Genomic DNA, 26,321 nt, shown 5'->3' with positions numbered 1-26,321 from the left:
TCTCCTGTCTGCTGGTGTCTACTGGCGGTTACGCGGTTTGTCGATAGGTCGCTGCCATCACTCAAGTCAGCGTATCCGGTCACCTTTGGATCACCGATGCCGCCCACCCGTCCAGTACGGGCGGTATCGGATCACGACCGGTATGTTTTTGATCGCCCCATAAGAACGGATATCAATCGACTTATCTACCGGCTCGTCCGTCGACTCGGAGGGAAGCAGCGGCCCGTGTCCCGAACCGAAGTCGACGTGGAGCCCGGCAGCGGGCCGCCCCCGGAGGACGATCACGCCTTCTTCGGCCAGCCCAAGGGCCTGCTGACCCTCTCCGGCCTGGAGGTCTGGGAGCGCTTCTCGTTCCTCGGCATGCAGGCCATCCTGGTGCTCTACTTCGCCGACACACTGGCCCACGGCGGCATGGGCATGGCGGCCGGAACCGCGGCTTCGGTCTCCGCGGCCTACGGCACCCTCGTCTACCTGGTCTCCGTCGCCGGCGGCTGGCTCGCCGACCGCATCCTGGGCTCGTACCGCGCGGTGCTGTGGGGCGGCATCCTGATCGCCTGCGGCCACTACGCCATGGCGGTGCCCACGCCGAGCATGACCTGGGTGGGCCTGGGCCTGATCAGCGCCGGCACCGGGCTGCTCAAGCCCAACGTGGCCACCATGGTCGGCAAGCTGTACCGGACCGACGACGACCGCCGGGACGCCGGTTTCGCGCTCTACTACATGGCGATCAACATCGGCGCCTTCGCGGGCCCGCTGATCACCGGCTGGCTCGGCGACCACAGGGGCTGGCACTGGGGCTTCTCGGCGGCCGCGATCGGCATGACGTTCGGGCTGATCCAGTACGTCGCGGGCCGGCGTCACCTGGCCGGACGCAGGCACACGGCGGAATTCGCCCTCGCGCCGGACGCGATGCGCCGGGCGATCCGGCTGATTCTCGCGGGTCTGGTGGCCGTGGTGGTGGTCGCCATGGCCCTTGCCGCCGCCGGTTGGCTGACCATGGGCCGCTTCGTCGACCTGCTGACGCTGATCTCCGTGATCGCCCCGGTGGTCTACTTCGCGGTGATGTTCGCGAGCCCGCGCGTGACGCGCGAGGAACGCGGCCGGCTGCGCCCCTACGTCGTCCTCTTCCTCGCCTCGACGGTCTTCAACTTCATCCTCTTCCAGGCGTACTCGACGATGATGCTGCTGGCCTCGAAGAACGCCGAGACGGCCATCCTGGGCTTCGACTTCCCCGCCAGTTGGTACGCCTCCGCGCTGGGCGCATTCGAGGTCGGCCTCGCGCCCGTGGTCGCCGCGCTCTGGGTGCGCATGGGGCACCGCCAGCCGCACGCCTCCAACAAGATCGCCATCGGGGTCGTCCTGGGCGGCCTGTCGTTCCTGCTGATGGTCCTGCCGACCTCCGGGCACTCCTCCGACGACTACCTGATGTCCGCCTGGTGGATCGTGGGCTCGTATCTCCTGCTCGGCCTCGGCGACGTCCTCCTGGAGACCTCCGGCATGTCGGCCACGACGAAACTCGCCCCGGCCGCCTTCTCCAGCCAGACCATGTCCCTCTGGTTCCTGTCCCTCGCCCTCGCCAACGGCATCCAGGCGCAGACGGTGAAGCTCTACGACGACGTCTCCAAGCCCGCCTACTTCGGCGTCAACGGCGCGATCGCGGTGGCCGCCGGCCTGGCCGTGATGGCGGCCGCGCCCTGGCTGCGCCGCACGATGCACCCGGTCCACTGAAGCCAACGGGGTCCTGCTGATGCACATTCGTACGTCCTTCCCCTACGACACGACTCACGACGACCTCTGGATCCCGCTCCCCGACGGGACGTTGCTGTACGCGCGCGTGTGGCGCCCCCTGACGGACGAGCCCGTACCGGCGCTCCTCGAATACCTGCCGTACCGCCTCTCCGACTGGACCGCGCCCCGGGACCACCAGCGCCACCCCTGGTACGCGGGCCACGGCTACGCCTCCGTCCGGGTCGACATCCGCGGGCACGGCAACAGCGAGGGCATGCCGACGGACGAGTACTCGGCGACGGAGCTCGCCGACGGCGTCGAGGTGGTCAACTGGCTTGCGGCGCAGCCCTGGTGCGACGGCAAGGTGGGCATGTTCGGCATCTCCTGGGGCGGCTTCAACTCCCTCCAGATCGCGGCCCTCGCGCCCGAGCCGCTCAAGGCGATCGTCACGGTCTGCTCCACGGACGACCGCTATGACAACGACGTGCACTACATGGGCGGTTCCGTTCTGGCGGTGGACATGCACGCGTGGGCGGCGACGATGCTCGCCTTCGTGTCGCGACCGCCTGATCCGCTGTACGTCGGCCCGGTCTGGCGGGAGATGTGGATCAAGCGTCTGGAGGCCGCCGTCGAGCCCTTCCTGCACACCTGGCTGGCCCACCAGACGCGGGACGAGTACTGGCGCCACGGCAGCGTCTGCGAGGACTACGGCGCGATCGACGCCGCCGTCCTCGCGGTGGGCGGCTGGCACGACCCCTACCGCGACACCGTGCTCCGCCTCGTCGAGCACCTGCCCGCCGACCGTGTACGAGGCCTGATCGGCCCCTGGTCGCACCAGTACCCGGACCGCGGTCTGCCGCCGGGCCCCGCGATCGGCTTCCTCCAGGAGACCCTGCGCTGGTGGGACCACTGGCTGAAGGGCATCGACTCCGGGGCGATGCGCGAGCCCCTGCTGCGTGCCTACGTCAGCGACTCGCATCCTCCGGCCACGGTGTACGGGACGCTGCCGGGGCGGTGGGTCGGGGAGCCGGCGTGGCCGTCGCCCAACGTCACGGCGGTCTCGTACGGCTTTCGGGACAGTGCTGTGTCACATTCCACCGCCGCTGTGCCGGTCCGCTCACCCCAGCACACTGGCGTGGACGCCGGCCGTTTCTTCCCCTTCGGCAACGACGCCGATCTGCCGCCGGACCAGCGCGACGACGACGGGCGGTCGGTGTGCTTCGACTTCGTGGTGGGCGAGGAGACGTGGGTGCTGGGGCGGCCGAGGGTGCGGCTGCGGGTGACGTCCGAGGTGCCGAGCGGTCAGATTGCCGTACGGCTGTGTGACATGGCACCGGATGGTTCATCGACCCTCGTCACGCGCGGCGTACTGAACCTGTCCGCGCGGCAGGGACGCGACCGGGCCGTGCCATGGACGCCGGGTGCCACCGAGTACGTCGAGTTCGAGCTGAGCGGCATCGGTCACGTCTTCCCGCCCGGTCACCGCATCCGCCTCGCCGTGTCCTCCACGTACTGGCCGTGGATCTGGCCGCAGCCCGATTCGGCGGCCGGCTTCACGCTGCATCCGGAAGGCAGTTCGCTGGAACTTCCGGTACGCGCGCGTGCGTTGGCCGAGACGGCGATCACCTTCGAGGAGCCGGAGCAGGCGGAGCCGCTGGGCGTGAACTCCCCGATCACGCTGGACGAACCGCGCCCCGAGCGACTCGTGGTGCGGGACGTCGCCAAGGGCGAGTGGCGTCTGGAGGTCGACCCGCGCTACGGCGGCACGCGCGTGTACCCGGACGGTCTGGAGTTCACCGAGGACGCCCTGGAGACGTACACGATCCACGAGGCCGACCCCCTGTCGGCCCGCACCCGCTCGGACTGGTTCGTCCGCCTGCACCGGCCGGAGCTCGCGTGGGACGCCACGGTCCGTACGCGCTCGGAGATCAGCTGTACCGGAAAGGACTTCATCGCCTCGAATGAGGTGATTTGCACGGACGGCGGGGAGGTCGTCTTCCACCGGACATGGGAGCAGCGAATCCCACGGACGGCCGGTTGACTATGAGTTGAGGACATTGCCCGTTTTTGCACGCTTCGCGAATCGGGCGAGATGTCAGTGACTTGAGTCACGCACGACCGCGGGCGTCGCCACCACCCACGGTTCGCGTCTCCCCTTGCGCCATGAGCGAGTTGAGCCTTGGCAGCCGCAAAGGATCAAGCGCCCCATAAGGCTCATGCCGAGGTCAATGGGTGCGATCCATGAGTCCGGCACTTGTTTCGGGCATGTGCTCTCGCATACGTTTCCGGCCCAGCCGGGTGGACGCCTAATCCTGCCGCCGCCCGAGCCATCCATCACCGCACCCACTCGTACACGGCAGGAGCGGGGGACCCAGGTAAGTCGCCGGTCCGGACGTCTCGATGCGTTCCGGAACGGCTCGGGGTGAAGCCGTGCCCGCCAGGGCACGGCCGGGCAACTCCCCGCCCGAACCCGACAGCTCACCTCGTAGGCGCCGGAGAGGAACAGCGCCATGCCCCGAGGCAAGCACCGCCGCCCCAGAACCAGCCCCCTCACCCGAGGTGTCGTCGCCGCCGGAACCGGCACCGCCGCCCTCGCGATCCCGCTCCTGAGCGCGACCGCCGCGAGTGCCGCGACGCCGGCCCAGGCCCCCGCTGCCGTGTCGGCCGCATCGCAGGTCAAGTCCGTCACGTACACCACGGTCAAGGGCGACACGCTCTACGGCATCGCGGACAAATACGACACTCCGGGTGGCTGGCAGCAGATCTACAAGGACAACCGCAAGGCCATCGGCGACAACCCGAGGCTGATCCACTCCGGCCTGAAGCTGACGGTCAAGACGACGAAGACGGCGAGCGCGACGGCCACCAAGAAGTCCTCGTCCGTCGCGCACGCCACCCAGGCCTCCGCCAAGACGTACGCGAACAACCTGGACGGATGGATCCGCCAGTCGCTGGACATCATGGCGCAGAACGGAATTCCCGGGACGTACGACGGCATTTACCGCAACATCATTCGGGAGTCGTCGGGCAACCCGGCCGCCATCAACAACTGGGACTCCAACGCCGCCGCGGGCACCCCGTCCAAGGGTCTGCTGCAGGTCATCGACCCGACGTTCCTGGCCTACCACGTGCCCGGAACGTCGCTCGACCCCTTCGACCCGGTCGCGAACATCACCGCCGCCTGCAAGTACGCGGCCGCGCGGTACGGCTCGATCGACAACGTCTTCGGGGCGTACTAGATCTCTGCCGTCACGGAAAGAGTCGTTCGAGGACGACGGCGATGCCGTCGTCCTCGTTCGACCGGGTGATCTCGTCGGCCACCGCCTTGAGTTCGGGATGGGCGTTGGCCATCGCGACGCCGTGGGCGGCCCAGTCGAACATGGGGATGTCGTTCGGCATGTCGCCGAAGGCGATCGTCCCCTCCGGGCCAAGTCCCAGGTATTCGGCGGCCAGCGCGAGGCCGGTCGCCTTCGTGATGCCGCATGGCTGGAGTTCGACGGTCCCCGGCCCCGACATGGTGACGGTGGCCAGCGAACCGACCACCGAGCGCGCCGTCGCCGCCAACTCGTCGTCCGTCAGGTCGGGATGGCGCAGCAGCACCTTGCTGATGGGTTCGCACCACAGGTCGCCGCGCCGCTCGACCCGCACCGCGGGCAGCGCCGGATGCGGCATCAGGTAGCCCGGTTCGATGAGTGTGAGGCCGTCCACGCCGTCCTGGTCCACGGCCGCGTACACCTCGCCCACCTCGGCCTCGATCTTGCCCAGGGCGGTCTCGGCCAGCTCCCTGTCCAGCGTGACGGACCAGAGCAGACGGTCCGCGCCGGCGTCGTACACCTGCGCGCCCTGTCCGCACACCGCGAGCCCCCTGCCGCCCAGTTCGTCGAGGAGCGGGCGCACTCTCGGGGCCGGCCGGCCCGTGACGACGAGGTGCCGGGCGCCAGCGCCGGCCGCCCGCGCGAGCGCGGCGAGGGACCGGTCGGAGAGCGTGTCGTCGCCTCGGAGCAGCGTGCCGTCCAGGTCGGTGGCGATGAGTGCATATGCGGTGGGTGCGGCCATGATCAGAGAATACGGACCGGACGCCGCGCCGACTCATCACCAACCGGACGACCGCCCCGTTCACCCCGGCCACTTCGTCAACTCCCGTATCGGTACGGGCCTTTCCGGTACCGGCATGGGCCTTTTTCGGCCGCTTCCGGTGCTGCCTCCGAAGTCCGTTGTCAGTGGCGGGTGCGACGCTTGCGGTGTCGCTTTCACTGACTGCCGGAGCGGGGGCTGTTGTTGTGACGGATCGGGCGGGGAAGTTCCAGGCGCATCTGCGGGAGGCCGCCGTCGGCATCCTGGAGCGGTTCCCTCTGGAGCTGCGGCCCGAGATGTACGCGCTCTCGTTCCGCATCTGGCAGATCGACTACGACACCCGGCGGCCGTACGTGGCCATCGGCTACAACACGTACCCGAGGATCCGGTGGGCGGCCCGCGGTACGAGGACGAGGTCAGGGGGCTCGGGCTCTGGTACGACGGCGAGAACGAAGAGGTGGGGGTCGGCGAGGACGACGAGATCGACGCCAAGCGCGAGCTGCTCCATCTGCACTTCGCCGACGCCTGTGTCGACCTCGCCCGGCATCTGCATGCGAGCGGCCCTATCGAGGAGATACTGGGCCGCCCGCTGCCCGTCGTGGTGTTCGACATGGACTGCCCGGGCTGGGACTTCGAGGCCACCGAGGCGGCCAACCCGCCCGGGCTGATCGAGGGGTTCCTCAACCGGCAGCGGGCACAGGGCGCGTAGGCCTCAGCCGTGTGCCGCCGCCAGGTGTTTCGCCAGCCTCGGGGAGGCGAACTCCGTGCCGCACACGAACCGCATCACCGGGCCGTACGACGCCGCGGCCGGCAGACCGGTGAAGTACAGGCCCGGGACCGAGGAGACGTATCCCGCACCCAGCTTGGGCGTGCCCCGGCTGACTGCCAGTTGCGTGCGCAGCTCGTGGCCGAGGAAGTCCATGGCCGCGATGTCGACCCGGTAGCCGGTTGCCGCGATGACGTGGTCGGCGGACAGTTGCTCCGTGCGGCCCGCCTGCGTGCGGACCGTCAGCGTCGGGCTGCCGTCGGCCGCGTCCGTCCGTACGATCCGGTCGACCTCGCTGACCTGCACCTTGCCTTCGAAGCGGTCGCGCAGCCACCACGCGCCGAGCGGGCCCAGGACGCGGCGCACCAGGTAGTGGCGGGCCTCGGCCGGAAGGTAGCGGTAGGGGTGAGGGTAGTAGCTGAGGGCCCACAGGGACCAGGCGCGGCCGAACGGCGACTCGGGGCGCAGCTTCGGCTGCTTCCACGGCGGTGCGCCGAAGGCGACCCTGCCGCGACCGCGGGACACCACCCTCACCTGTGCGCCGGCCTCAGCCGCCAGCGCCGCGGTCTCCAGCGCGGACTGGCCGGCGCCGACGACGATCAGGTCCTTGCCGGAGTAGCGCGTCAGGTCGTGCTGCTGGGAGCTGTGGGAGACCGGGCCCGTGGGGGTGGGTCCGTCCGCCGCGGCCGAGGCCAGCTCGGCCGGCAGATGGGCGAGGCCGGACAGGCCGGTCGCCACGACGACCGCCCGGGCGGTGAACAACTCGCCCGAGTCCAGCTTGAGTTCGAAGCCGCCGCCTCCCCGCCGGTCCACCGACACCACCCGCACCTGCTCCAGCTCGGGCACCAGTTTCTGCTGGAACCACTCGCCGTAGGCGATGAAGGTCTCGATCGGGATGATGTCCTCGTCCGTCACCAGCCGCTTGATGCCGGCGGCGTCGCAGTAGTCGACGAGGTTGTGGCCCTTCTGCGGGGCGTCGAAGTTGGAGGCGACCGGGGTCGACTTCAGGAGCATGCCGACGGGCATGTGGTCGCGCCAGCTGACCATGGGGTCGCCGAAGACGCGGACCGGGATGCCGCGTGCTCGCAGATGTGCGGCGGTCGACAGGCCGAAGGGCCCGGCGCCGATGATTGCAACCGGTTGAATCACGAAGTCCCTCCCCAGGACATTCACTTCGTCACTTCGTGTCCGGCTCTCACAGCTGAGCTGGCTGGCTAGCTGCTCGAACTGGTGGTGCTGCCGCGGCGGTTGGTCCGCCACAGCTGATACAGGTGCTTCGCGCCCGGCCGCACGAAGCGCGCGAGCATCGTGAGGAACGGCAGCGGGTCGTCACCCGCGAGCCAGGCCAGTTCCGTCCCGCTCGCGCGCGCCGGTGCGTGCGGCGTCGTATAGCCGCTGCGGCGGTAGGCGAGCAGGGCGGGCAGGTCGATGTTCTCCACGATGTACCGGTGGCCGGCCCGCTGTTCCCCCTCCGGAACGGGGCGTCCGGTCAGATCCAGATGCATGGCGCGGACGACGTCCACCCCCGACTCGTTCTCGAAGAGCCGGAACTGGGCGCCCATGCGCGGGTTGAAGTCGAGGAGTTTGTACTGTCCGTCGCGCCGGTCGAAGCGCAGGTCGAGGTCGATGATGCCGGTGAAGCCGATCTGTTTGATGAAACGCGCGGCGATGTCCGCGAGTTCCGGGTTGTCGACGACGTACGCGTTCGCCGTCATTCCGGCGTGCGGCGGCCAGGAGCGCACCTTCACACCGGTGAACATGGCGAGCGGGGTCGAGTCCTGGTCGAAGTAGGCGTGCACGATCCAGTCCTCGGCGTCCTCCCGCGGCAGGTACTCCTGGAGGATCACCCCGGGGTGCTCGCCCCAGTCGCGGGCGAGCCGGAGCAGGCCCTCGCGCGTGCCGATCCGCGTCGTGCCGTTCACCGCGGGTCGTTTCCGCCGTACGAACGCCTCGCGGTTCTTGGCCACCACCGGGAAGCGGGCCTTCTCGGCGAAGGCGACGATGTCGTCGTACGACTGCGGGAAGGCGGCCGTCGGGCTCGGGATGCCGTGTTCCACGCACAGTTCGTGCAGGCCCTGTTTGCTCGCGAGACGGCGTGGCAGGGCGGGGTCGACGCGCGGGAAGAGGAAGCGGCCGGCGAGTTCGTCCTGGTGCTCGGCGATCAGGACGGCGGCCTCCTCGTCGGTGGGGACGAGGACGGTGGGGCGGCCGATGCGCCGCCCGATGCGCAGCAGGCCCTCCACCAGGTGGTCGGGGTCCTCCGTGCCGGTGGTCGGCCAGACGAAGGCCTTCTTGAGATAGCGGGAAGAGGCGGCGGGCGTGTAACGGTCCTCCGTGATCGCATACATGGGCACGCCGAGACGGCCCAGACTGCGGATCGCGCCGACACCGCCGTGATGCAGCGGGTAATCGCCGAACTTGACGATCAGGCCCGGCACGTCACGGTCGGCCTCGAAAGGCACACTGCTCGTGCTCATGGCCACGGGTCCCCCCACGCGTCCCCCCTACGGACCGGACCCACCCCGTCCGTGTCCCCCAAAGGACGCTAAGCCGGAATTGGGGCCTCCGACAAGGCCAATTCGGACATTGCAAACTCTTTAGACACTGCCCAGGCAGGCAACTCACCCGTAACGTGTGGCGCGGCCACATGTCCTCATGCGGCACACACACATGGTTCGCGACACATGGTGAGAGTGAGGCAGCACCCCATGCCCCCCTTCGATGTCCCCGAGGGCGATCCCTTCGGCCCGCACAACCTTCCGTACGGCGTCTTTTCGCTCGCTGATCCGGCGCAACGGACCGTAGGTGTCCGGCTCGGCGACCACGTCCTGGACGCGGGCGCGGCGTCCCTCGCGCTCGGTTCGCCGTACGCCGCCCTGCTCGCGCAGCCCTCCCTGAACCCGCTGCTGGCCGCGGGCCGGACCGCCTGGTCGGACGTGCGGCGGGCACTGACGGCCTGGGTGACGGTGCCGGCGCACCAGGAGGCGATCGCCGCGTTCCTCCACCCGCTGTCGTCCGTCACGCTCCATCTGCCGTTCGAGGTCGCGGACTACGTCGACTTCTACGCCTCCGAGAACCACGCGCGGAACGTCGGCCAGATCTTCCGCCCGGACGCGGCGGACTCGCTGACGCCGAACTGGAAGCACCTCCCGATCGGCTACCACGGCCGCTCGGGCACGGTGGTGGTCTCGGGGACGGATGTCGTACGGCCGTCCGGGCAGCGCAAGGCCCCCACGGACCCGGCGCCCGTCTTCGGGCCGTCGGTCCGTCTGGACATCGAGGCCGAGGTCGGCTTCGTGGTGGGCGTGCCGACGGCGATGGGCGAGCCGGTGGCGCTGGGTGACTTCGGGGAGCACGTCTTCGGGCTGTGCCTGCTCAACGACTGGTCGGCGCGCGACGTCCAGGCCTGGGAGTACGTCCCCCTCGGACCGTTCCTGGGGAAGTCCTTCGCCACGTCGGTGTCGGCGTGGATCACGCCGCTGGAGGCGCTTCAGGACGCGCGCGTGGCGCCGCCGGAGCGCACGCACGCGTTGCTGCCGTATCTGGACGACTCGGCTCCCGGGGTGGAGCCCGGCGGCTACGACCTGCGGATCTCCGTCGCGATCAACGGTCATGTCGTCTCCGAGCCGCCCTTCTCCACCATGTACTGGACGGCCGCACAGCAGCTCGCGCACATGACGGTGAACGGTGCCTCGCTGCGCACCGGCGACCTGTTCGGGTCGGGCACGGTGAGCGGGCCCGAGGCGGCTCAGCGCGGGTCGCTGCTGGAGCTGACCTGGAACGGGCGGGATCCGCTGGAACTTCCGGAGGGCAAGCGGACGTTCTTGGAGGACGGGGACGTGGTGACGCTGTCGGCGTGGGCGCCCGGGCCGGACGGGGTCCGGGTGGGGCTGGGCGAGGTGAGCGGGCGGATCGTGCCAAGCGCCGTGGAGTGAGCGGGAGTTGGGGGACGGGTGGTGTGGCGGGCGTGCGAGGTGCCGTACGGGGTGTCGTACGAGATGTGGTCGACGCACATACCGGATGCGACGGGCGGCCGTACGGGGCGTAGTGAACGGGCGTACAGGGTGTAGTGGGTGGTCTTCGCCGCCTGACTCCCGGGCTCTTCGCCGTCATACTGGCGGCGGGCGCCCCGCGCGCCGAGCCGCCGCATCGCCCACACGCCCCGCCCTTACTCCGAACAGGATCCGGAGACCGTGGCATGACCTTCTGTCTGCTCCTGCTGAGCGTCGTCGCGCTGACGGCTGCCGTGCCGGTTCCGCGTGCGCTGGTGCGCTCGGCGTGGCCCGAGCGGGAGCCCGTGGTCGCGCTGTGGGTGTGGCAGTGCCTGGTCGCCACCGTCCTGCTGTGCTGTCTGACGGCGCTCGTGCTGGGCGCGGCCGCCGTCTTCCACACCGTCCGCGACCATGTCTTCGCGCCGGCGCCCCCGGCCGTGACCGCGGCGTACGACCTGTCCGCCGCCCCGGCCTGGGCGGCCGCCCTCACGCTGCTGCTGGCCTGCGGTGCCGCCTGGACGACCGCGATGCTCGCCCGCGAGCTGGTCGAGGCGCGGCGGCGCCGCGGGGTGACCCGGGCGCATCTGCGCGAGCGGGCGCCCGAGCTGCCCGCCGGCCTCGAGGCGGCTGCGCGCGGGCCGCTGCTGGTGCTGGAGGACGAGTATCCCGACGCGTGGTGGATGCCGGGCCACCCAGCGCAGTTGGTCGTCACGACGGGTGCGCTGCACCGGCTCACCGACCCGCAGCTGGACGCCGTACTCACGCACGAGCGGGACCACGCCCGGGCCCACCACGACTGGCTGCTGCACCTGTCGACGGCGCTGGCCACGGGTTTTCCCCGGGTGCCGCTGTTCGCCCACTTCTGCGAGCAGACGCACCGGCTGGTGGAGCTGGCCGCCGACGACACGGCGTCGCGACGGTGCGGGCATCTCACGACCGCGCTGGCGCTGATCGAGCTGAACCAGCACCGGGGAGTGCTGTCCTGTGCCTCCAGCCACCGGCTGCTCGGTGAGCGGGTCGACCGGTTGCTGCAGCCGCCGCCGCGGCTCGGGCGACGGCACCGGGCGCTGACGACGACGGTGGCGGCTCTGGTGCCGCTGCTGCCGCTGCTGATCGCTTTCGGCCCCGGGCTGACGGCGTTGGCGTGACCACCGCCGCTTGTGGCAGATCTTCCTCAGTGACAGCTGTTTTCCCAGGTCAAGTCCCTGTCTGACGCCTCGGCAGGTGGCGCAACAATCCGGCAACACGACTTTCCCCACCGGATCGCTATGGTTCAAAACATGCCACCCAGCGACCGCATCCGAGACCACGCCGGCCAGGGCGCGACCACCGTCGCCGCCCACCGTGCGCGGCGTCGGCTGCGCGCCGACCAGGCCAGGCAGCTCGCCGACCTGCTCCGCCACCAGCTCCTGGCCGGCGGCTTCCCGGACGGCGCCCTCCCCCACGAGACGGTCCTCGCCACGGACTACCGCGCCACCCGAAACACCGTCCGCCAGGCCCTGGATCTGCTGAGGGCCGAGGGGCTGGTGGACCGGCTGCCCGGTGTCGGCACCGTGGTGGTCGCCCAGAAGTACCCGCACGGGCTCGACCGTCTGATGGGGCTCGCGGAAACCCTCCACGAACACGGCACGGTCACCAACGAGGTCCGCACGACGGTCCCCGCCCCCGCACCCGCCCCGGTGGCCGAACGCCTCCGCGTCCAGCCGGGCACCGACGTCCTCTACATCGAACGTCTGCGCCGCCTCAACGGCCTCCCGCTCTCCCTCGACCTCACCTACATCCCGCTCGACATCGGCACCGCCCTGCTCGGCGCCGACCTGGAGAACACCGACGTCTTCCGCCTCCTGGAGACGATCACCGGGCAGCGTCTCGGGCACGCCGAGATCACCCTGGAGGCGGTGAACGCGGACACCCACTCCGCCGCCGTACTCGAAGCCCCGCGCGGCGCGGCCGTCCTCATGCTGGAACGGCTCACGCACCTCGCCGACGGCCGCCCCATCGACCTGGAGTTCATCCGCTTCCGCGGCGACCGCATCACGATGAGCGGCCTGCTGCACCGCTCCCTCTGACCCGAACCCCTGCCTTCCGAGCTGGACCTTCCTGGAGACAGCCATGCCCTTGGCGCCCCAGCGGGCCGACGTGCCCGTGACCATCGACGAGTCGAAGTGCATCGACGGCTGCACGCTCTGCGTGGACATGTGCCCGCTGGACTCCCTCGCCATCGACGAGAGCAGCGGCAAGGCGTACATGCACGTCGACGAGTGCTGGTACTGCGGCCCGTGCGCGGCCCGCTGTCCCACCGGAGCCGTCACGGTCAACATGCCCTACCTGCTCCGGTGAAAGGTCCCGAACTCCCATGAAACGCACGGCACTTGCCGCATCCGCCGCCCTTCTCCTGTTCCCCCTGACCGCCTGCGGCGGCAGCGCCGAGGCGGGCGACGGCTCCACCGTCACCATCACCGTCGGCTACCAGTCCAAGACCATCAACACGGTCACCGCCGGCACCCTCCTGCGCTCCCTCGGCTACTTCGAGAAGGAGCTGAACTCACTCGGCGACGGCAAGCACTACAAGGTCGACTGGCAGGACTACGCCACCGGCGCCCCCATCACCGCCCAGATGACCGCCGGGAAGATCGACATCGGTTCGATGGGCGACTTCCCGCTGCTCATCAACGCGGCCCGGGGCAAGCAGCTCGGCAAACCGACCCACCTGGTCTCGGTCACCGGCTACAACCTCCGCGGCGGTCTCAACACGATCGTCACCTCCCCGGACTCGAAACTGGCCTCCCTCACGGACCTGAAGGGCAAGAAGGTCTCCACGAGCGTCGGCTCCGCCGCCGACGGCACTCTCGTACGAGCCCTGCAGCGCGCCGGCATCGACCCCGACAAGGGCATCGAGAAGCTCAACCAGCAGCCCGCGGTGGGTGCTTCGGCCCTGTCGGCGGGCAGCGCGGACGCCCTGTCGCAGTTCGTCGCCTGGCCCGGCCTGCTCACCTTCCAGGGCAAGGCGAAGGCCCTGTACGACGGTGCCCAGCTGAACCTCCCCACCTTCCACGGCGTCACGGCCCGCGAGGACTTCGCCAAGCAGCGCCCGGCCGTCTTGGAGGCCTTCCTCAAGGCCCAGGCGGAGGCCACCGACTACCTCAACGACCGCCCCGTGGCCGCCGCCGAGAAGGTCGCCGAGGCCACCGGGCTGCCCGCCGAGGTCGTCTACCTCTACAACGGCGCCCACGGCATCTCCACCTTCGACCCGGCGGTCAAGCCACAGCTCGTCTCCGCGCTGAAGAAGGACGTCTCGGTCCTGAAGTCGGCCAAGCTGACCGGCGACATCGACGTGGACTCCTTCGTCGACGACCAGTACGTCAAGAAGGCCCTCGGCACGAGCTACACCGAGCGCCTCTCGGCGACGCCCCCGGCGGCCGCGAGCGAGGTGTGGCCCAAGGGCGCCGCGAAGACGACCTCCTTCAAGTCGCCCGCCGAGCTGCTGAGTTACGTGGCCGAGCACAGGGACGGCATCCGCGCGGCCTACGTCCCCGACGCCACCACCGGCACCCTGTGGTTCGCCGACAAGGCGGTCTGGGTGGCCGACGGCGAAAGGCTCCTCCCCTTCGTCGCACCGGCGACCGCGAAGGCGTACGTCGCCCGGCACGGGGGCGCCCGTGTCATCACGTACGCCGACGCGCTGGGACGGGCGTCGTGACCCGGCAACCGCGCCGGCAGGCCGGGTTCGCGCTCCGCTACCCGCGGGGCGCGGGCCGGCTCGCCCTGCGGATCGCCTCGCTGGCGGCGGCCCTCGGCGCCTGGCAGCTGCTGGCCGGGCTGAAGGTCGACCTCTGGCTGCGCTTCTCGCAGTTCCCGACGGTCACCGACGTGGCCCGCGCCTTCGCCGACCGGCTGTCCGGCCCCGACTACTGGACGGACCTCACCGACAGCCTCACCCGCATCCTCACCGGCTTCCTCCTCGCCGCCGTACTCGGCGTGGCGACGGGCGTGCTCGTGGCGCGCTCCCGCCTCGCCGAGGACCTGCTCGGCCCGGTCCTCGAGGTGATCCGCCCCATCCCGGCGATCGCCCTCGTCCCCGTCGCGATCCTCCTCTTCCCCTCCAACGAGCAGGGCATCGTCTTCATCACCTGCACGGCCGCCTTCTTCCCCGTCCTGGTCTCCACCCGGCACGCGGTCCGCGCGCTGACCCCCGTCTGGGAGGAGGCGGTGCTGACGATGGGCGGCGGCCGGTGGCGGATCCTCGGCTCCGTCGTCCTGCCGGGCGCACTGCCCGGCATCTTCGGCGGCCTCTCGGTCGGCATCGGCGTCTCGTGGATCTGCGTGATCTCCGCCGAGATGATCTCCGGCCAGTACGGCGTCGGCTACCGCACCTGGCAGGACTACACCGTCGTCAACTACGCGGGCGTCTTCGTCGGCATGGTCACGATCGGCCTGCTCGGCTGGATCACCTCCACGGCCGTGGAGCTCCTGGGCCGCCGCCTCACACGCTGGCTGCCGCGTACGTCGTACGTCCCCGGCGGGCGCCCCCGGCCGGCCCGGGTGGCCGTCACCTCCGTACCCACGAAGACCGAGACCGCCCCGTCGACCGAGGAGGCACGCGATGAGCACCTCGTCTGACACCGAAGTGACCACCACGCCGCTCGCCGAACCGAAGACGCCGACAGTCGTACGAGGTACACGGCTCACCCTCCGCGGCGCCGACCTCGGCCGCCCGGACGCCCCGGTCCTGGCGGACGTCGACCTGGATGTGGCGCCCGGCGAGATCCTCACCGTGGTCGGCCCGTCCGGCTGCGGCAAGTCGACACTGCTGCGGACGCTGGCCGGGCTGCTGTCCCCGCTGGCCGGGGAGATCACCCAGGACAAGAGCCCGCTGACGGGCCCCGCCGCCGACCGTGCCCTGGTCTTCCAGGAGGACGCCCTCCTGCCCTGGCGCACCCTGCGCGCGAACGTCGAACTGCCCCTCGCCATCAAGGGGTTTCCGCGTGCCGAGCGCAGGCAGCAGGCCGAGTCGTGGCTCGCACGGGTCGGACTCGCCGACCACGCACGGCAGTTGCCGCACCGTGTCTCCGGCGGGCAGCGCGGGCGGGCCCAGCTGGCCCGCGCATTGGCAGGAGCACCCCGCGCCGTCCTCATGGACGAACCCTTCGGCGCCCTCGACGCCCAGACCCGCGCCGGCATGCAGGACCTGCTGGTCGAGGTGTTGCAGGGCACGGGCGCGACCGTCGTCTTCGTCACACACGACGTCGACGAGGCCCTCTTCCTCGGCGACCGCGTCGCCCTCCTCGGCAACGGCCGACTGACCGCCGTACGCGATGTGCCGCGCCCGCGCGACCGTACGGCGCACGACGCTCCCGCGCGCGTGGCGCTGCGCCGCGACGTCCTCACCTCGCTCGGTTCCTGAAAGGCCTCCCGGTGACCACCCCCGTGAACACGCCCCTGGCCATCCCCGCGCTCACCGACGCGGAGGAGATCAGCTGCGACGTCCTGGTCGTCGGCGGTGGTACCGCCGGCACCATGGCCGCCCTGACCGCCGCCGAGCACGGCGCCAACGTCCTCCTCCTGGAGAAGGCCCACGTCCGCCACTCCGGCGCGCTCGCCATGGGCATGGACGGCGTCAACAACGCGGTCATCCCCGGCCGCGCCGAACCCGACGACTACGTCGCCGAGATCACCCGCGCCAACGACGGCATCGTCGACCAGTCCACCGTCCGCCAGACCGCCACCCGCGGTTTCGGCATGGTGCAGCGCCTCGAGTCGTACGGCGTGAAGTTCGAGAAGGACGAGCACGGCGACTACGCGGTCCGCCAGGTCCACCGCTCCGGCTCCTACGTGCTGCCGATGCCGGAGGGCAAGGACGTCAAGAAGGTCCTGTACCGGCAGCTGCGGCGACGCGAGATGCGGGAGAGGATCCGCATCGAGAACCGGGTCATGCCGGTACGCGTGCTGACGTCTCCGGTCGACGGGAGGGCTGTGGGGGCGGTCGGCTTCAACACGCGCACGGGCGCGTTCGTGGTGGTGCGCGCGGGCGCGGTGATCCTGGCGACCGGCGCCTGCGGCCGCCTGGGACTCCCGGCATCCGGCTACTTGTACGGCACGTACGAGAACCCGACCAACGCCGGTGACGGATACGCCATGGCCTACCACGCGGGAGCCGAGCTCACCGGCATCGAGTGCTTCCAGATCAACCCGCTGATCAAGGACTACAACGGCCCCGCCTGCGCCTACGTCGCCAACCCCTTCGGCGGCTACCAGGTCAACCGGCACGGCGAACGCTTCGTCGACTCCGACTACTGGTCGGGCCAGATGATGGCCGAGTTCGCGGCGGAGGTCGCGAGCGACCGGGGACCGGTGTACCTGAAGCTCAGCCACCTCCCGGAGGAGTCGATCTCCGCCCTGGAGTCGATCCTGCACTCGACGGAGCGGCCCACGCGCGGGACCTTCCACTCCGGCCGCGGCCACGACTACCGCACCCACGACATCGAGATGCACATCTCCGAAATCGGCCTGTGCGGCGGCCATTCGGCCTCGGGCGTACGGGTCGACGACCATGCGCGTACGACCGTCCCCCGTCTGTACGCCGCCGGCGACCTGGCCTGCGTACCGCACAACTACATGATCGGCGCGTTCGTCTTCGGGGACCTTGCGGGTGCGGATGCGGCCCAGTTCTCGGCGTACGAAGGGGCGTTGTCGGCCGATCAGCTCCGGGAGGCCCACGAGCTGATCTACCGCCCGCTGCGCAACCCGGACGGCCCGCCGCAGACCCAGGTCGAGTACAAACTGCGCCGCTTCGTGAACGACTACGTGGCCCCGCCGAAGTCCGGCGCTCGCCTGTCCCTGGCCCTGGAGGCCTTCCAGCGGATGCACGACGACATCGCGGAGATGGGCGCCCGGACCCCGCACGAGCTGATGCGGTGCGCCGAGGTCACCTTCATCCGCGACTGCGCGGAGATGGCCGCGCGCGCCTCGCTCGCCCGCACGGAGTCCCGCTGGGGTCTCTACCACGACCGGCTCGACCACCCCCAGCGCGACGACGCCTCCTGGTTCCACCACCTCGACCTGCACAAGTCCCCCTCCGGTTCGATGGAGTTCACGGCCCGACCCGTGGCTCCGTATCTGGTCCCCGTCGACGAGTTCACGCCGGTGGGCGGGCCGTCCCGGCATCTGGGCGAGGTGCACGCCGAGGACGTGGCGACGGCCGGTTCGCGCGACGTGGCACCGGTCGCGTCCGGAACGCGGGACGTCACGCCGGAGGCAGCCGCAGCCGAGCCAACCGCCGGACGGGGGCGGGTTGACGACTCCGACTCGCCGGAGTCCCGCCCCGAGCAGATCTCCCACCGGCTCCTGGAGCTCGTCGCCCTCTCCGAGGAGGAGCCCGAACTCCACGCCCTGCAGCCCTACTTGACCGACCCGGCCGCGGCCGTCCGGCGCGAGGCCGTCGCCGTCCTGACCGAGACGGTGCCGCCGGGCACCGGTCCCGCCCTGGCCAACGCCCTGCGCGACACCGCCGCCGAGGTACGGGCCACCGCGGCCGCGTCCCTGCGCGAGCTCGTCGAGACGCTGCCTCCGGAACCCGCCCTTCGCGACGGCCTCTCCGCCGCCCTGGCCGAGCCGGACCCGGTCGTCCGAGCCGCCGCCCTCGACGTCCTGCGCGCCCTGCGCCTCGGTGACGCGACGCTGTTCGCGAGCTCTCTGGCCGACTCCGTCATCCCCGTCCGTATCGAAGCCGTACGCGCCCTCGTCTCGGTCGACGCCGCCACCGAACTCGCCCACGCAGCAACCACCGACCCCTCCCGCGAGGTCCGCGTCACCATCGCCAAGGCCCTGGCGACGGTGTGGGCGGGGCAGGCGGAGCGGTTGGGAGCTGCGGAAGGAGCCGGGGCTGCCAAAGGTGCCGGGATTACCGAAGGCTCGACGGCTCCCGGCGGCGATCTCGACGTCGTCCTCGCTGCCCTGGCCGACCTCACCGGCGACCCCGACGCCCTGGTCCAGGGCGCCGCCTACAGTGCGCTCGGCACCACCGGCTGCCCGACACCGCAGGCCGCCCGCGCCGTCGCCGCCCTGACCGCACCGGCCTGGCAGGTCAGGTCGGGTGCCGCGACCGCCCTGTCCGCCGCCGAGCCGGACGTGGCAGTCCCCGCCCTCGCCAAGGCCCTGGCCGACCAGAACGCCGACGTTCGCAAGGCCGCCGTGCTCGCCCTGACCCGGCACAGCCACACCGAGGACGCCCGCGCAGCCCTTGCCACGGCTACGACGGACTCGGACGCGGACGTCAGGGCGTACGCGGCACGCGCGCTGTAGCGGCTGCCTCGCCGACCGACATCCAGCCCGCACTGGCCGATTGCGGCGGTCGTGCCGTGGTGACGCGCCCGCCTCACCGTCCGTCCGCCCTCGTCCGACCGGCCGCCGCCCGGGTCACCGATGCCCGACCCGGGCGGCCGGCTCCCCTATATCCAGTCCTCCGGCTCCGGCTCCGCGTCCATCTCGGGCCAGTCGTCGGCGCCGGGGTCGTCGTCCACCGCCGGAGCCGAGACAGATGCCGAAACCGAGCCGGCTGCCGGGGCCGAGCCAGGCCCCTCGCCCAGCGAGGCCAGCACTGCCAACACGCCCTCCCCGTATGTCACCAGCTTCTTCTCGCCCACCCCGCCGACCGTCCCGAGCTGCGCCACCGACGTGGGCCACACCGTCACGATCTCCCGAAGCGTGGCGTCATGGAAGATGACGTACGCCGGGACGCCCTGTTCCCTGGCCTGCTCCGCGCGCCAGGCCCGCAGCGCCTCGAACGCCGGCTGCAGTTCCTCGGGCAGCTCGGCCGCCGCGGCCTTCGCCTTGCGCTCGCCCTTGCCCGAGGACGAAGCCGACCGCGAAGTCACCGGCTTCTTCGGCTCCTTGCGAAGCTGCACTTCCCGCTCGCGTCGCAGCACCGACCCGCTGGCCTCGGTCAGCACCAACGTGCCGTACTCGCCCTCGACCGCGAGCAGCCCCTGTGCCAGCAACTGCCGTACGACACCGCGCCATTCGCCCTCGGTGAGCTCCTCGCCGATGCCGAACACGGACAGCTGGTCGTGGTCGAACTGGATGACCTTGCCCGTGCGCTTCCCCAGCAGGATGTCGACGATCTGCACCGCGCCGAACTTCTGTCCCCGCTCCCGCTGCAGCCGCACCACCGTCGACAGCACCTTCTGGGCCGCGACCGTGCCGTCCATGGTCTCGGGCGGGGTCAGGCAGGTGTCGCAGTTGCCGCAGCCCGCGGGGTCGGGGTCCTGGCCGAAGTAGGCGAGCAACTGGCCTCTGCGGCACTGGGCGGTCTCGCACAGCGCCAGCATCGAGTCCAGGTGGGCGGCGGCCCGGCGCCGGAAGGCCTCGTCGCCCTCGCCCGACTGGATCAGCTTGCGCTGCTGTATGACGTCGTTGAGGCCGTATGCCATCCAGGCCGTCGACCGCTGCCCGTCGCGGCCCGCGCGTCCCGTCTCCTGGTAGTAGCCCTCGACCGACTTGGGCAGGTCCAGGTGGGCGACGAAGCGGACGTCCGGCTTGTCGATGCCCATACCGAAGGCGATGGTCGCGACCACGATCAGGCCCTCCTCGCGCAGGAAGCGGGACTGGTGCGCCGCGCGTGTGCCCGAGTCCAGGCCCGCGTGGTACGGCACCGCCTCGATGCCGTTGCGCGACAGGAACTCCGCCGTCGACTCCACGGACTTGCGGGACAGGCAGTACACGATGCCCGCGTCGCCCGCGTGCTCCTCGCGCAGGAAGCTCAGCAGCTGCTTCTTGGGGTCGGCCTTGGGCACGATCCGGTATTGGATGTTGGGCCGGTCGAAGCTCGCCACGAAGTGCCGGGCCGTCGGCATGTGCAGCCGCTGGGTGATCTCCTGGTGCGTCGCGTGCGTGGCCGTGGCCGTGAGCGCGATCCGCGGGACGTCGGGCCAGCGCTCGCCGAGCAGGGAGAGGGAGAGGTAGTCGGGGCGGAAGTCGTGACCCCACTGGGACACGCAGTGCGCCTCGTCGATCGCGAAGACCGAGATCTTGCCGCGGGAGAGCAGGTCCAGCGTGGAGTCGAGCCGCAGCCGCTCCGGGGCCAGGTACAGCAGGTCCAGCTCACCGGCGAGGAACTCGGCCTCGACCACCCTGCGCTCGTCGAAGTCCTGCGTGGAGTTCATGAACCCGGCGCGCACGCCCAGTGCCCGCAGCGCGTCCACCTGGTCCTGCATCAGCGCGATGAGCGGGGAGACCACGACTCCCGTACCGGGTCTGACCAGGGCCGGGATCTGGTAGCACAGCGACTTGCCGCCACCGGTCGGCATCAGGACGACGGCGTCACCGCCGGCCACCACATGCTCGATGACCGCTTCCTGCTCACCGCGGAAGGCCTCGTATCCGAAGACCCGGTGCAGCGTGGCGAGAGCGTCACTCTCGGTCACCCCTGGCATCTCGCTGATCCCGCCCATCCCACCCATAGTCCTGTCCCCCGTACGTCGTCCCTCGACCACTGCCTCCACGATAGGGGCCCGCACTGACAGCCCTGGAGTTATCCACAGCCCCGTACCCCCGATTCCACATGGGAAAGGGCCCCGGTTCCCGTTCGAGAACCGGGGCCCACGCCCACGCAACGCAGGTTCGTGCAGGTCAGCGCACGAACACTCCCGCCTGGCTGGCCAGGTTCAGGAAGTACTGCGGTGCTACACCGAGCACCAGCGTGACCACGACACCGAGCCCGATCGCGGTCATCGTCAGCGGCGACGGCACGGCGACCGTCGGGCCCTCGGGCCGCGGCTCGCTGAAGAACATCAGCACGATCACGCGGATGTAGAAGAACGCCGCGATCGCGGACGAGATCACACCGACCACGACCAGCGGGGCCGCCCCGCCCTCCGCCGCCGCTTTGAACACGGCGAACTTCCCGGCGAAGCCGGAGGTCAGCGGGATGCCCGCGAAGGCCAGCAGGAACACCGCGAACACGGCCGCCACCAGCGGCGAACGGCGGCCGAGCCCGGCCCACTTGGACAGGTGCGTCGCCTCGCCGCCCGCGTCGCGCACCAGCGTCACCACGGCGAAGGCGCCGATGGTCACGAAGGAGTACGCGCCCAGGTAGAAGAGGACGGAGGACACGCCGTCCTTCGACGTCGCGATGACACCCGCAAGGATGAATCCCGCGTGCGCAATTGACGAGTACGCCAGGAGCCGCTTGATGTCGGTCTGCGTGATCGCGACGATCGCACCGCCGAGCATGGTGACGACCGCGACGGCCCACATGACTGGCCGCCAGTCCCAGCGCAGGCCGGGCAGGACCACGTACAGCAGGCGGAGCAGCGCGCCGAACGCCGCCACCTTCGTCGCCGCCGCCATGAACCCGGTCACCGGGGTCGGCGCGCCCTGGTAGACGTCCGGCGTCCACATGTGGAAGGGGACGGCGCCGACCTTGAACAGCAGCCCCATGACGATCATCGCGGTGCCGATGAGCAGCAGCGCGTCGTTGCCCATGGTGTCGGCGAGCGCTGGGTCGACGTTGGTGATCGTGCCGTCGACGACCCGCGCGATCGTCCCGTACGACACGGAGCCCGCGTAGCCGTACAGCAGAGCGATGCCGAACAGCGTGAACGCGGAGGCGAACGCGCCGAGCAGGAAGTACTTGACCGCGGCCTCCTGCGACATGAGCCGCTTGCGGCGGGCGAGCGCGCACAGGAGGTAGAGGGGCAGCGAGAAGACCTCGAGGGCCACGAAGAGCGTCAGCAGGTCGTTGGCCGACGGGAAGACCAGCATGCCGGAGATCGCGAACAGCAGCAGCGGGAACACCTCTGTGGTGGTGAACCCGGCCTTCACCGCGGCCTTTTCGCTGTCGCTGCCCGGCACGGACGCGGCCTGCGCGGCGAACGAGTCGACCCGGTTGCCGTGCACCACCGGGTCCAGCCGCCGTTCGGCGAAGGTGAACAGGCCGACCAGTCCGGCCAGCAGGATCGTGCCCTGCAGGAACAGGGACGGTCCGTCGACCGCGATCGCGCCCATCGCCGCGATGTGCGCCTTAGTGGTGCCGTATCCGTCGGCCGCGAGCGCGACGACCGCCGCGAAGGCGGCGCAGAGCGCGACGGCGGAGAGGAACACCTGGGCGTAGTAACGGAACTTTCGCGGCACGAACGCCTCGACCAGCACCCCGATGATCGCCGCGCCCACGACGATCAAGGTAGGCGACAGTTGCCCGTATTCGATCTTCGGCGCGTCGATCTTGGAGATCGGATCGGCCGCGGTTGCCGCCGTTGTCCACAGGCTGTGGACGGCTGTTGCGCTCACTTGGCCGCCTCCACCGAGGGCTTGGGGTCCTTCTTGTGTACGTCGGACAGGGTCGACTTCACCGCCGGGTTGACGATGTCGGTGACCGGCTTCGGGTAGACGCCCAGGAAGATCAGCAGCACGATCAGCGGGGCGACAACCACGAGTTCACGGGCCCTGAGGTCCGGCATCGCGGAAACCTCCTGCTTCACCGGGCCCGTCATCGTCCGCTGGTAGAGGACGAGGGTGTAGAGCGCGGCGAGCACGATGCCGAACGTCGCGATGATCCCGATCGCCGGATAGCGCGTGAACGTGCCGACCAGGACCAGGAACTCACTCACGAACGGCGCGAGACCGGGGAGCGACAGGGTTGCCAGGCTGCCGATCAGGAACGTGCCGGCGAGCACCGGGGCGACCTTCTGCACACCGCCGTAGTCGGCGATGAGCCGCGAGCCGCGCCGGGAGATCAGGAAGCCCGCCACCAGCATCAACGCGGCGGTGGAAATACCGTGGTTGACCATGTAGAGCGTCGCGCCGGACTGGCCCTGGCTGGTCATCGCGAAGATGCCCATGATGATGAAGCCGAAGTGCGAGATCGACGCGTACGCCACCAGCCGCTTGATGTCCCGTTGGCCGACGGCCAGCAGCGCCCCGTAGACGATGCTGATCAGGGCGAGTACAAGGATCACGGGCGTCGCCCACTTCGACGCCTCCGGGAAGAGCTGGAGGCAGAAGCGGAGCATCGCGAAGGTGCCCACCTTGTCGACGACCGCCGTGATGAGGACGGCGACCGGGGCGGTGGACTCCTGCATGGCGTTGGGCAGCCAGGTGTGCAGCGGCCACAGCGGCGCCTTCACCGCGAAGGCGAAGAAGAAGCCGAGGAACAGCCAGCGTTCGGTGTTCGTCGCCATGTGCAGTGAGCCGTTGGCGCGGGCCTCGGCGATCGCCTGGAGGCTGAAGTTCCCGGCGACCACGTACAGGCCGATCACCGCGGCCAGCATGATGAGGCCGCCGACCAGGTTGTAGAGGAGGAACTTCACGGCCGCGTACGACCGTTGGGTCGACGCCGCCTCCTCGCCGTGCTCGTGGGCACGGTCTCCGAAGCCGCCGATGAGGAAGTACATCGGGATCAGCATGGCTTCGAAGAAGATGTAGAAGAGGAAGACGTCGGTGGCCTCGAAGGAGATGATCACCATCGCCTCGACGCCGAGGATCAGGGCGAAGAAGCCCTGCGTCGGCCGCCACCGCTTGCTTCCGGTCTCCAGTGGGTCGGCGTCGTGCCAGCCCGCGAGGATGATGAACGGGATCAGCAGGGCGGTCAGCGCGATCAGCGCCACCGCGATGCCGTCCACGCCCAGTTCGTACCGGACCCCGAAGTCCGCGATCCAGGCGTGGGATTCGGTGAGTTGGTAGCGCCCGCCGTCCGGGTCGAAGCGGACCAGGACGGTGATCGCGAGGACGAGGGTGGCGAGCGAGACGATCAGCGCGAGCCATTTGGCGGCGGTGCGCTGCGCGGCCGGCACGGCGGCCGTGGCGATCGCCCCGATCGCCGGGAGCACCGCCGTCGCTGTCAGCAGAGGAAAGGACATCGGTATCAGACCGCCCTCATCAGCAGGGTCGCGGCGATGAGGACCGCCGCACCGCCGAACATCGAGACCGCGTACGACCGCGCGAAGCCGTTCTGCAGCTTGCGCATCCGTCCGGATAGGCCCCCGACCGATGCCGCCGTGCCGTTGACGACGCCGTCGACCAGGGTGTGGTCGACGTACACCAGGGAGCGCGTGAGGTGTTCGCCGCCGCGGACCAGGACGACGTGGTTGAAGTCGTCCTGCAGCAGGTCGCGGCGGGCGGCCCGGGTGAGCAGCGAGCCGCGCGGGGCGACGACCGGGACGGGGCGGCGGCCGTACTGGGCGTAGGCGATGCCGACGCCGATGAGCAGGCACACCATGGTCGCGCCGGTGACCGTCGCCGCATTGAGCGGGGAGTCGCCCTCGCTGTGGCCGGTGACAGGCTCCAGCCAGTGCATGAAGCGGTCGCCGATGCTGAAGAACGCGCCGCCGAAGACCGAGCCGACGGCCAGCACGATCATGGGAATCGTCATGACCTTCGGGGACTCGTGCGGGTGCGGCTCGTGCCCGTGCTCGTCGGGCTGCCAGCGCTTCTCGCCGAAGAACGTCATCAGCATCACGCGCGTCATGTAGAACGCCGTGATGGCCGCGCCCAGCAGGGCCGCGCCGCCGAGGATCCAGCCCTCGGTGCCGCCCTTCGCGAAGGCCGCCTCGATGATCTTGTCCTTGGAGAAGAAGCCGGACAGGCCCGGGAAGCCGATGATGGCGAGGTAGCCGAGGCCGAACGTGATGAACGTGACCGGCATGTACTTCCTGAGGCCGCCGTACTTCCTCATGTCGACCTCGTCGTTCATGCCGTGCATGACCGAACCGGCGCCGAGGAAGAGCCCGGCCTTGAAGAAGCCGTGCGTCACCAGGTGCATGATCGCGAAGACGTAGCCGATGGGGCCGAGGCCCGCGGCAAGGACCATGTAGCCGATCTGCGACATGGTCGAGCCGGCCAGCGCCTTCTTGATGTCGTCCTTCGCGCAACCGACGATCGCACCGAACAGGAGCGTGACGGCGCCGACCACGGTGACCGCCAGCTGCGCGTCGGGCGCGGCGTTGAAGACGGCGGCGGAGCGGACGATCAGGTAGACGCCCGCGGTCACCATCGTCGCGGCGTGGATGAGGGCCGAGACCGGGGTCGGGCCCTCCATCGCGTCCCCGAGCCAGGACTGCAGCGGCACCTGGGCGGACTTGCCGCAGGCGGCGAGCAGGAGCATCAGGCCGATGGCGGTGAGCTTGCCCTCGCTGGTGTCGCCGACGCTGTCGAACACCGGCCCGAAGGCGAAGGTCCCGAACGTCGCGAACATCAGCATGATGGCGATGGACAGGCCCATGTCGCCGACGCGGTTGACCAGGAAGGCCTTCTTGGCCGCCGTGGCCGCGCTGGGCTTGTGCTGCCAGAATCCGATCAGCAGGTAGGACGCCAGGCCGACGCCTTCCCAACCGACGTACAGCAGCAGGTAGTTGTCGGCGAGGACGAGCAGGAGCATCGCCGCGAGGAACAGGTTCAGGTAGCCGAAGAAGCGGCGGCGGCGCTCGTCGTGCTCCATGTACCCGACCGAGTACAGGTGGATCAGCGAGCCGACGCCGGTGATCAGCAGGACGAACGTCATCGACAGCTGGTCGAGGCGGAAGGTGACGTCCGCCTGGAAGCTCTCGACCGGAATCCAGGTCCACAGGTGCTGGATCAGGGTCCGGTGTTCGGCGTTCTTGCCGAGCAGGTCGGCGAAGAGGACGACGCCGATGACGAAGGAGGCGCCGGCGAGGACCGTGCCGATCCAGTGGCCGACGGCATCCAGCCGCCGGCCGCCGCACAGCAGTACGGCCGCTCCGAGCAGTGGCGCCGCCACCAGCAGCGCAATCAGGTTCTCCACGATTCAG

19 protein-coding genes and 1 riboswitch are annotated in these 26,321 nt (G+C 70.2%); of the genes, 12 read left to right on the top strand and 7 right to left on the bottom strand.

Translation table 11 applies throughout. The annotated features are described in order from the left end of the window. The first annotated feature begins 225 nt into the window (after window positions 1–225). From ACFY1L_RS07290 to ACFY1L_RS07280, 3 genes are all read left to right on the top strand, one after another. Window positions 226–1,728, top strand: coding sequence for a peptide MFS transporter (locus ACFY1L_RS07290; RefSeq protein WP_388819575.1), 1,503 nt, complete (start codon window positions 226–228; stop codon window positions 1,726–1,728). A 19-nt stretch (window positions 1,729–1,747) separates the two neighbouring features. Continuing rightward, entirely contained in the window at window positions 1,748–3,769 is a 2,022-nt protein-coding gene (locus tag ACFY1L_RS07285) for a CocE/NonD family hydrolase (RefSeq protein ID WP_388819572.1), read from the top strand. Window positions 3,770–4,053: 284 nt separating this feature from the next. Further along, window positions 4,054–4,233: riboswitch (cyclic di-AMP (ydaO/yuaA leader) on the top strand. A 5-nt stretch (window positions 4,234–4,238) separates the two neighbouring features. Then, complete coding sequence (locus ACFY1L_RS07280) at window positions 4,239–4,967, top strand: transglycosylase SLT domain-containing protein (protein ID WP_388819569.1); 729 nt, start codon at window positions 4,239–4,241, stop codon at window positions 4,965–4,967. A gap of 10 nt (window positions 4,968–4,977) precedes the next feature. On the opposite strand, the gene ACFY1L_RS07275 is transcribed toward ACFY1L_RS07280, so the two are convergent. Beyond that, window positions 4,978–5,784 carry an HAD family hydrolase gene (locus ACFY1L_RS07275; protein WP_388819566.1) on the bottom strand — a complete coding sequence of 269 codons (807 nt, stop codon included), beginning with the start codon at window positions 5,782–5,784 and terminating at the stop codon, window positions 4,978–4,980. 406 nt (window positions 5,785–6,190) lie between these two features. On the opposite strand from ACFY1L_RS07275, the gene ACFY1L_RS07270 reads away from it, so the two are divergent. Beyond that, window positions 6,191–6,511 carry a hypothetical protein gene (locus ACFY1L_RS07270; protein WP_388819563.1) on the top strand — a complete coding sequence of 107 codons (321 nt, stop codon included), beginning with the start codon at window positions 6,191–6,193 and terminating at the stop codon, window positions 6,509–6,511. 3 nt (window positions 6,512–6,514) lie between these two features. Here the strand turns inward: ACFY1L_RS07270 and ACFY1L_RS07265 are convergent, their stop codons facing one another. Both ACFY1L_RS07265 and ACFY1L_RS07260 read right to left on the bottom strand, forming a co-directional pair. Beyond that, complete coding sequence (locus ACFY1L_RS07265) at window positions 6,515–7,717, bottom strand: NAD(P)-binding domain-containing protein (protein WP_388819560.1); 1,203 nt, start codon at window positions 7,715–7,717, stop codon at window positions 6,515–6,517. Window positions 7,718–7,782: 65 nt separating this feature from the next. Beyond that, on the bottom strand, window positions 7,783–9,045 hold the full coding sequence (locus tag ACFY1L_RS07260) for an ATP-grasp domain-containing protein (protein ID WP_388819557.1): 1,263 nt from the start codon (window positions 9,043–9,045) through the stop codon (window positions 7,783–7,785). Window positions 9,046–9,276: 231 nt separating this feature from the next. Between ACFY1L_RS07260 and fahA the strand changes: the two genes are divergently transcribed. The 8 genes from fahA to ACFY1L_RS07220 all read left to right on the top strand — a co-directional run bounded on the left by fahA (window position 9,277) and on the right by ACFY1L_RS07220 (window position 18,861). Next, window positions 9,277–10,503 (top strand): fumarylacetoacetase, encoded by a 1,227-nt coding sequence (fahA, locus tag ACFY1L_RS07255; RefSeq protein ID WP_388819554.1) that lies wholly within the window; start codon window positions 9,277–9,279, stop codon window positions 10,501–10,503. A 263-nt stretch (window positions 10,504–10,766) separates the two neighbouring features. Beyond that, window positions 10,767–11,708 carry a M56 family metallopeptidase gene (locus ACFY1L_RS07250; protein WP_388819551.1) on the top strand — a complete coding sequence of 314 codons (942 nt, stop codon included), beginning with the start codon at window positions 10,767–10,769 and terminating at the stop codon, window positions 11,706–11,708. Between the two features lie 132 nt (window positions 11,709–11,840). Continuing rightward, window positions 11,841–12,629, top strand: coding sequence for a GntR family transcriptional regulator (locus ACFY1L_RS07245; RefSeq protein WP_388819548.1), 789 nt, complete (start codon window positions 11,841–11,843; stop codon window positions 12,627–12,629). Window positions 12,630–12,672: 43 nt separating this feature from the next. Beyond that, the gene (locus ACFY1L_RS07240; RefSeq protein WP_030347217.1) at window positions 12,673–12,900 is read left to right on the top strand and encodes a ferredoxin family protein; all 228 of its coding nucleotides are present in this window, start codon (window positions 12,673–12,675) and stop codon (window positions 12,898–12,900) included. Between the two features lie 16 nt (window positions 12,901–12,916). Then, window positions 12,917–14,260 (top strand): ABC transporter substrate-binding protein, encoded by a 1,344-nt coding sequence (locus ACFY1L_RS07235; protein WP_388819545.1) that lies wholly within the window; start codon window positions 12,917–12,919, stop codon window positions 14,258–14,260. Then, on the top strand, window positions 14,257–15,180 hold the full coding sequence (locus ACFY1L_RS07230) for an ABC transporter permease (RefSeq protein ID WP_388819542.1): 924 nt from the start codon (window positions 14,257–14,259) through the stop codon (window positions 15,178–15,180). The genes ACFY1L_RS07235 and ACFY1L_RS07230 overlap by 4 nt, the downstream gene beginning before the upstream one ends. Then, entirely contained in the window at window positions 15,164–15,964 is an 801-nt protein-coding gene (locus ACFY1L_RS07225) for an ABC transporter ATP-binding protein (protein ID WP_388819539.1), read from the top strand. The genes ACFY1L_RS07230 and ACFY1L_RS07225 overlap by 17 nt, the downstream gene beginning before the upstream one ends. An 11-nt stretch (window positions 15,965–15,975) precedes the next feature. Further along, entirely contained in the window at window positions 15,976–18,861 is a 2,886-nt protein-coding gene (locus ACFY1L_RS07220) for a fumarate reductase/succinate dehydrogenase flavoprotein subunit (protein WP_388819536.1), read from the top strand. 146 nt (window positions 18,862–19,007) lie between these two features. Here ACFY1L_RS07220 and recQ read toward each other — a convergent pair whose 3' ends face one another. The 4 genes from recQ to nuoL form a co-directional block, all read right to left on the bottom strand. Next, the gene (gene recQ / locus ACFY1L_RS07215; protein ID WP_388819533.1) at window positions 19,008–21,017 is read right to left on the bottom strand and encodes a DNA helicase RecQ; all 2,010 of its coding nucleotides are present in this window, start codon (window positions 21,015–21,017) and stop codon (window positions 19,008–19,010) included. 169 nt (window positions 21,018–21,186) lie between these two features. Then, window positions 21,187–22,845: an NADH-quinone oxidoreductase subunit NuoN gene (gene nuoN, locus ACFY1L_RS07210; RefSeq protein ID WP_388819531.1), complete on the bottom strand. Its 1,659-nt coding sequence runs from the start codon at window positions 22,843–22,845 to the stop codon at window positions 21,187–21,189. After that, window positions 22,842–24,413, bottom strand: a complete 1,572-nt coding sequence (locus ACFY1L_RS07205; protein WP_388819528.1) for an NADH-quinone oxidoreductase subunit M — start codon at window positions 24,411–24,413, stop codon at window positions 22,842–22,844. The genes nuoN and ACFY1L_RS07205 overlap by 4 nt, the downstream gene beginning before the upstream one ends. A gap of 5 nt (window positions 24,414–24,418) precedes the next feature. Continuing rightward, the gene (gene nuoL / locus ACFY1L_RS07200; RefSeq protein WP_388819525.1) at window positions 24,419–26,314 is read right to left on the bottom strand and encodes an NADH-quinone oxidoreductase subunit L; all 1,896 of its coding nucleotides are present in this window, start codon (window positions 26,312–26,314) and stop codon (window positions 24,419–24,421) included. Window positions 26,315–26,321 lie beyond the last annotated feature (7 nt).

Origin of the sequence: Streptomyces sp. NPDC001663 (assembly GCF_042893105.1) — a bacterium.
GTDB lineage: Bacteria > Actinomycetota > Actinomycetes > Streptomycetales > Streptomycetaceae > Streptomyces.
This window is presented reverse-complemented; position numbering and strand designations above follow the sequence as displayed.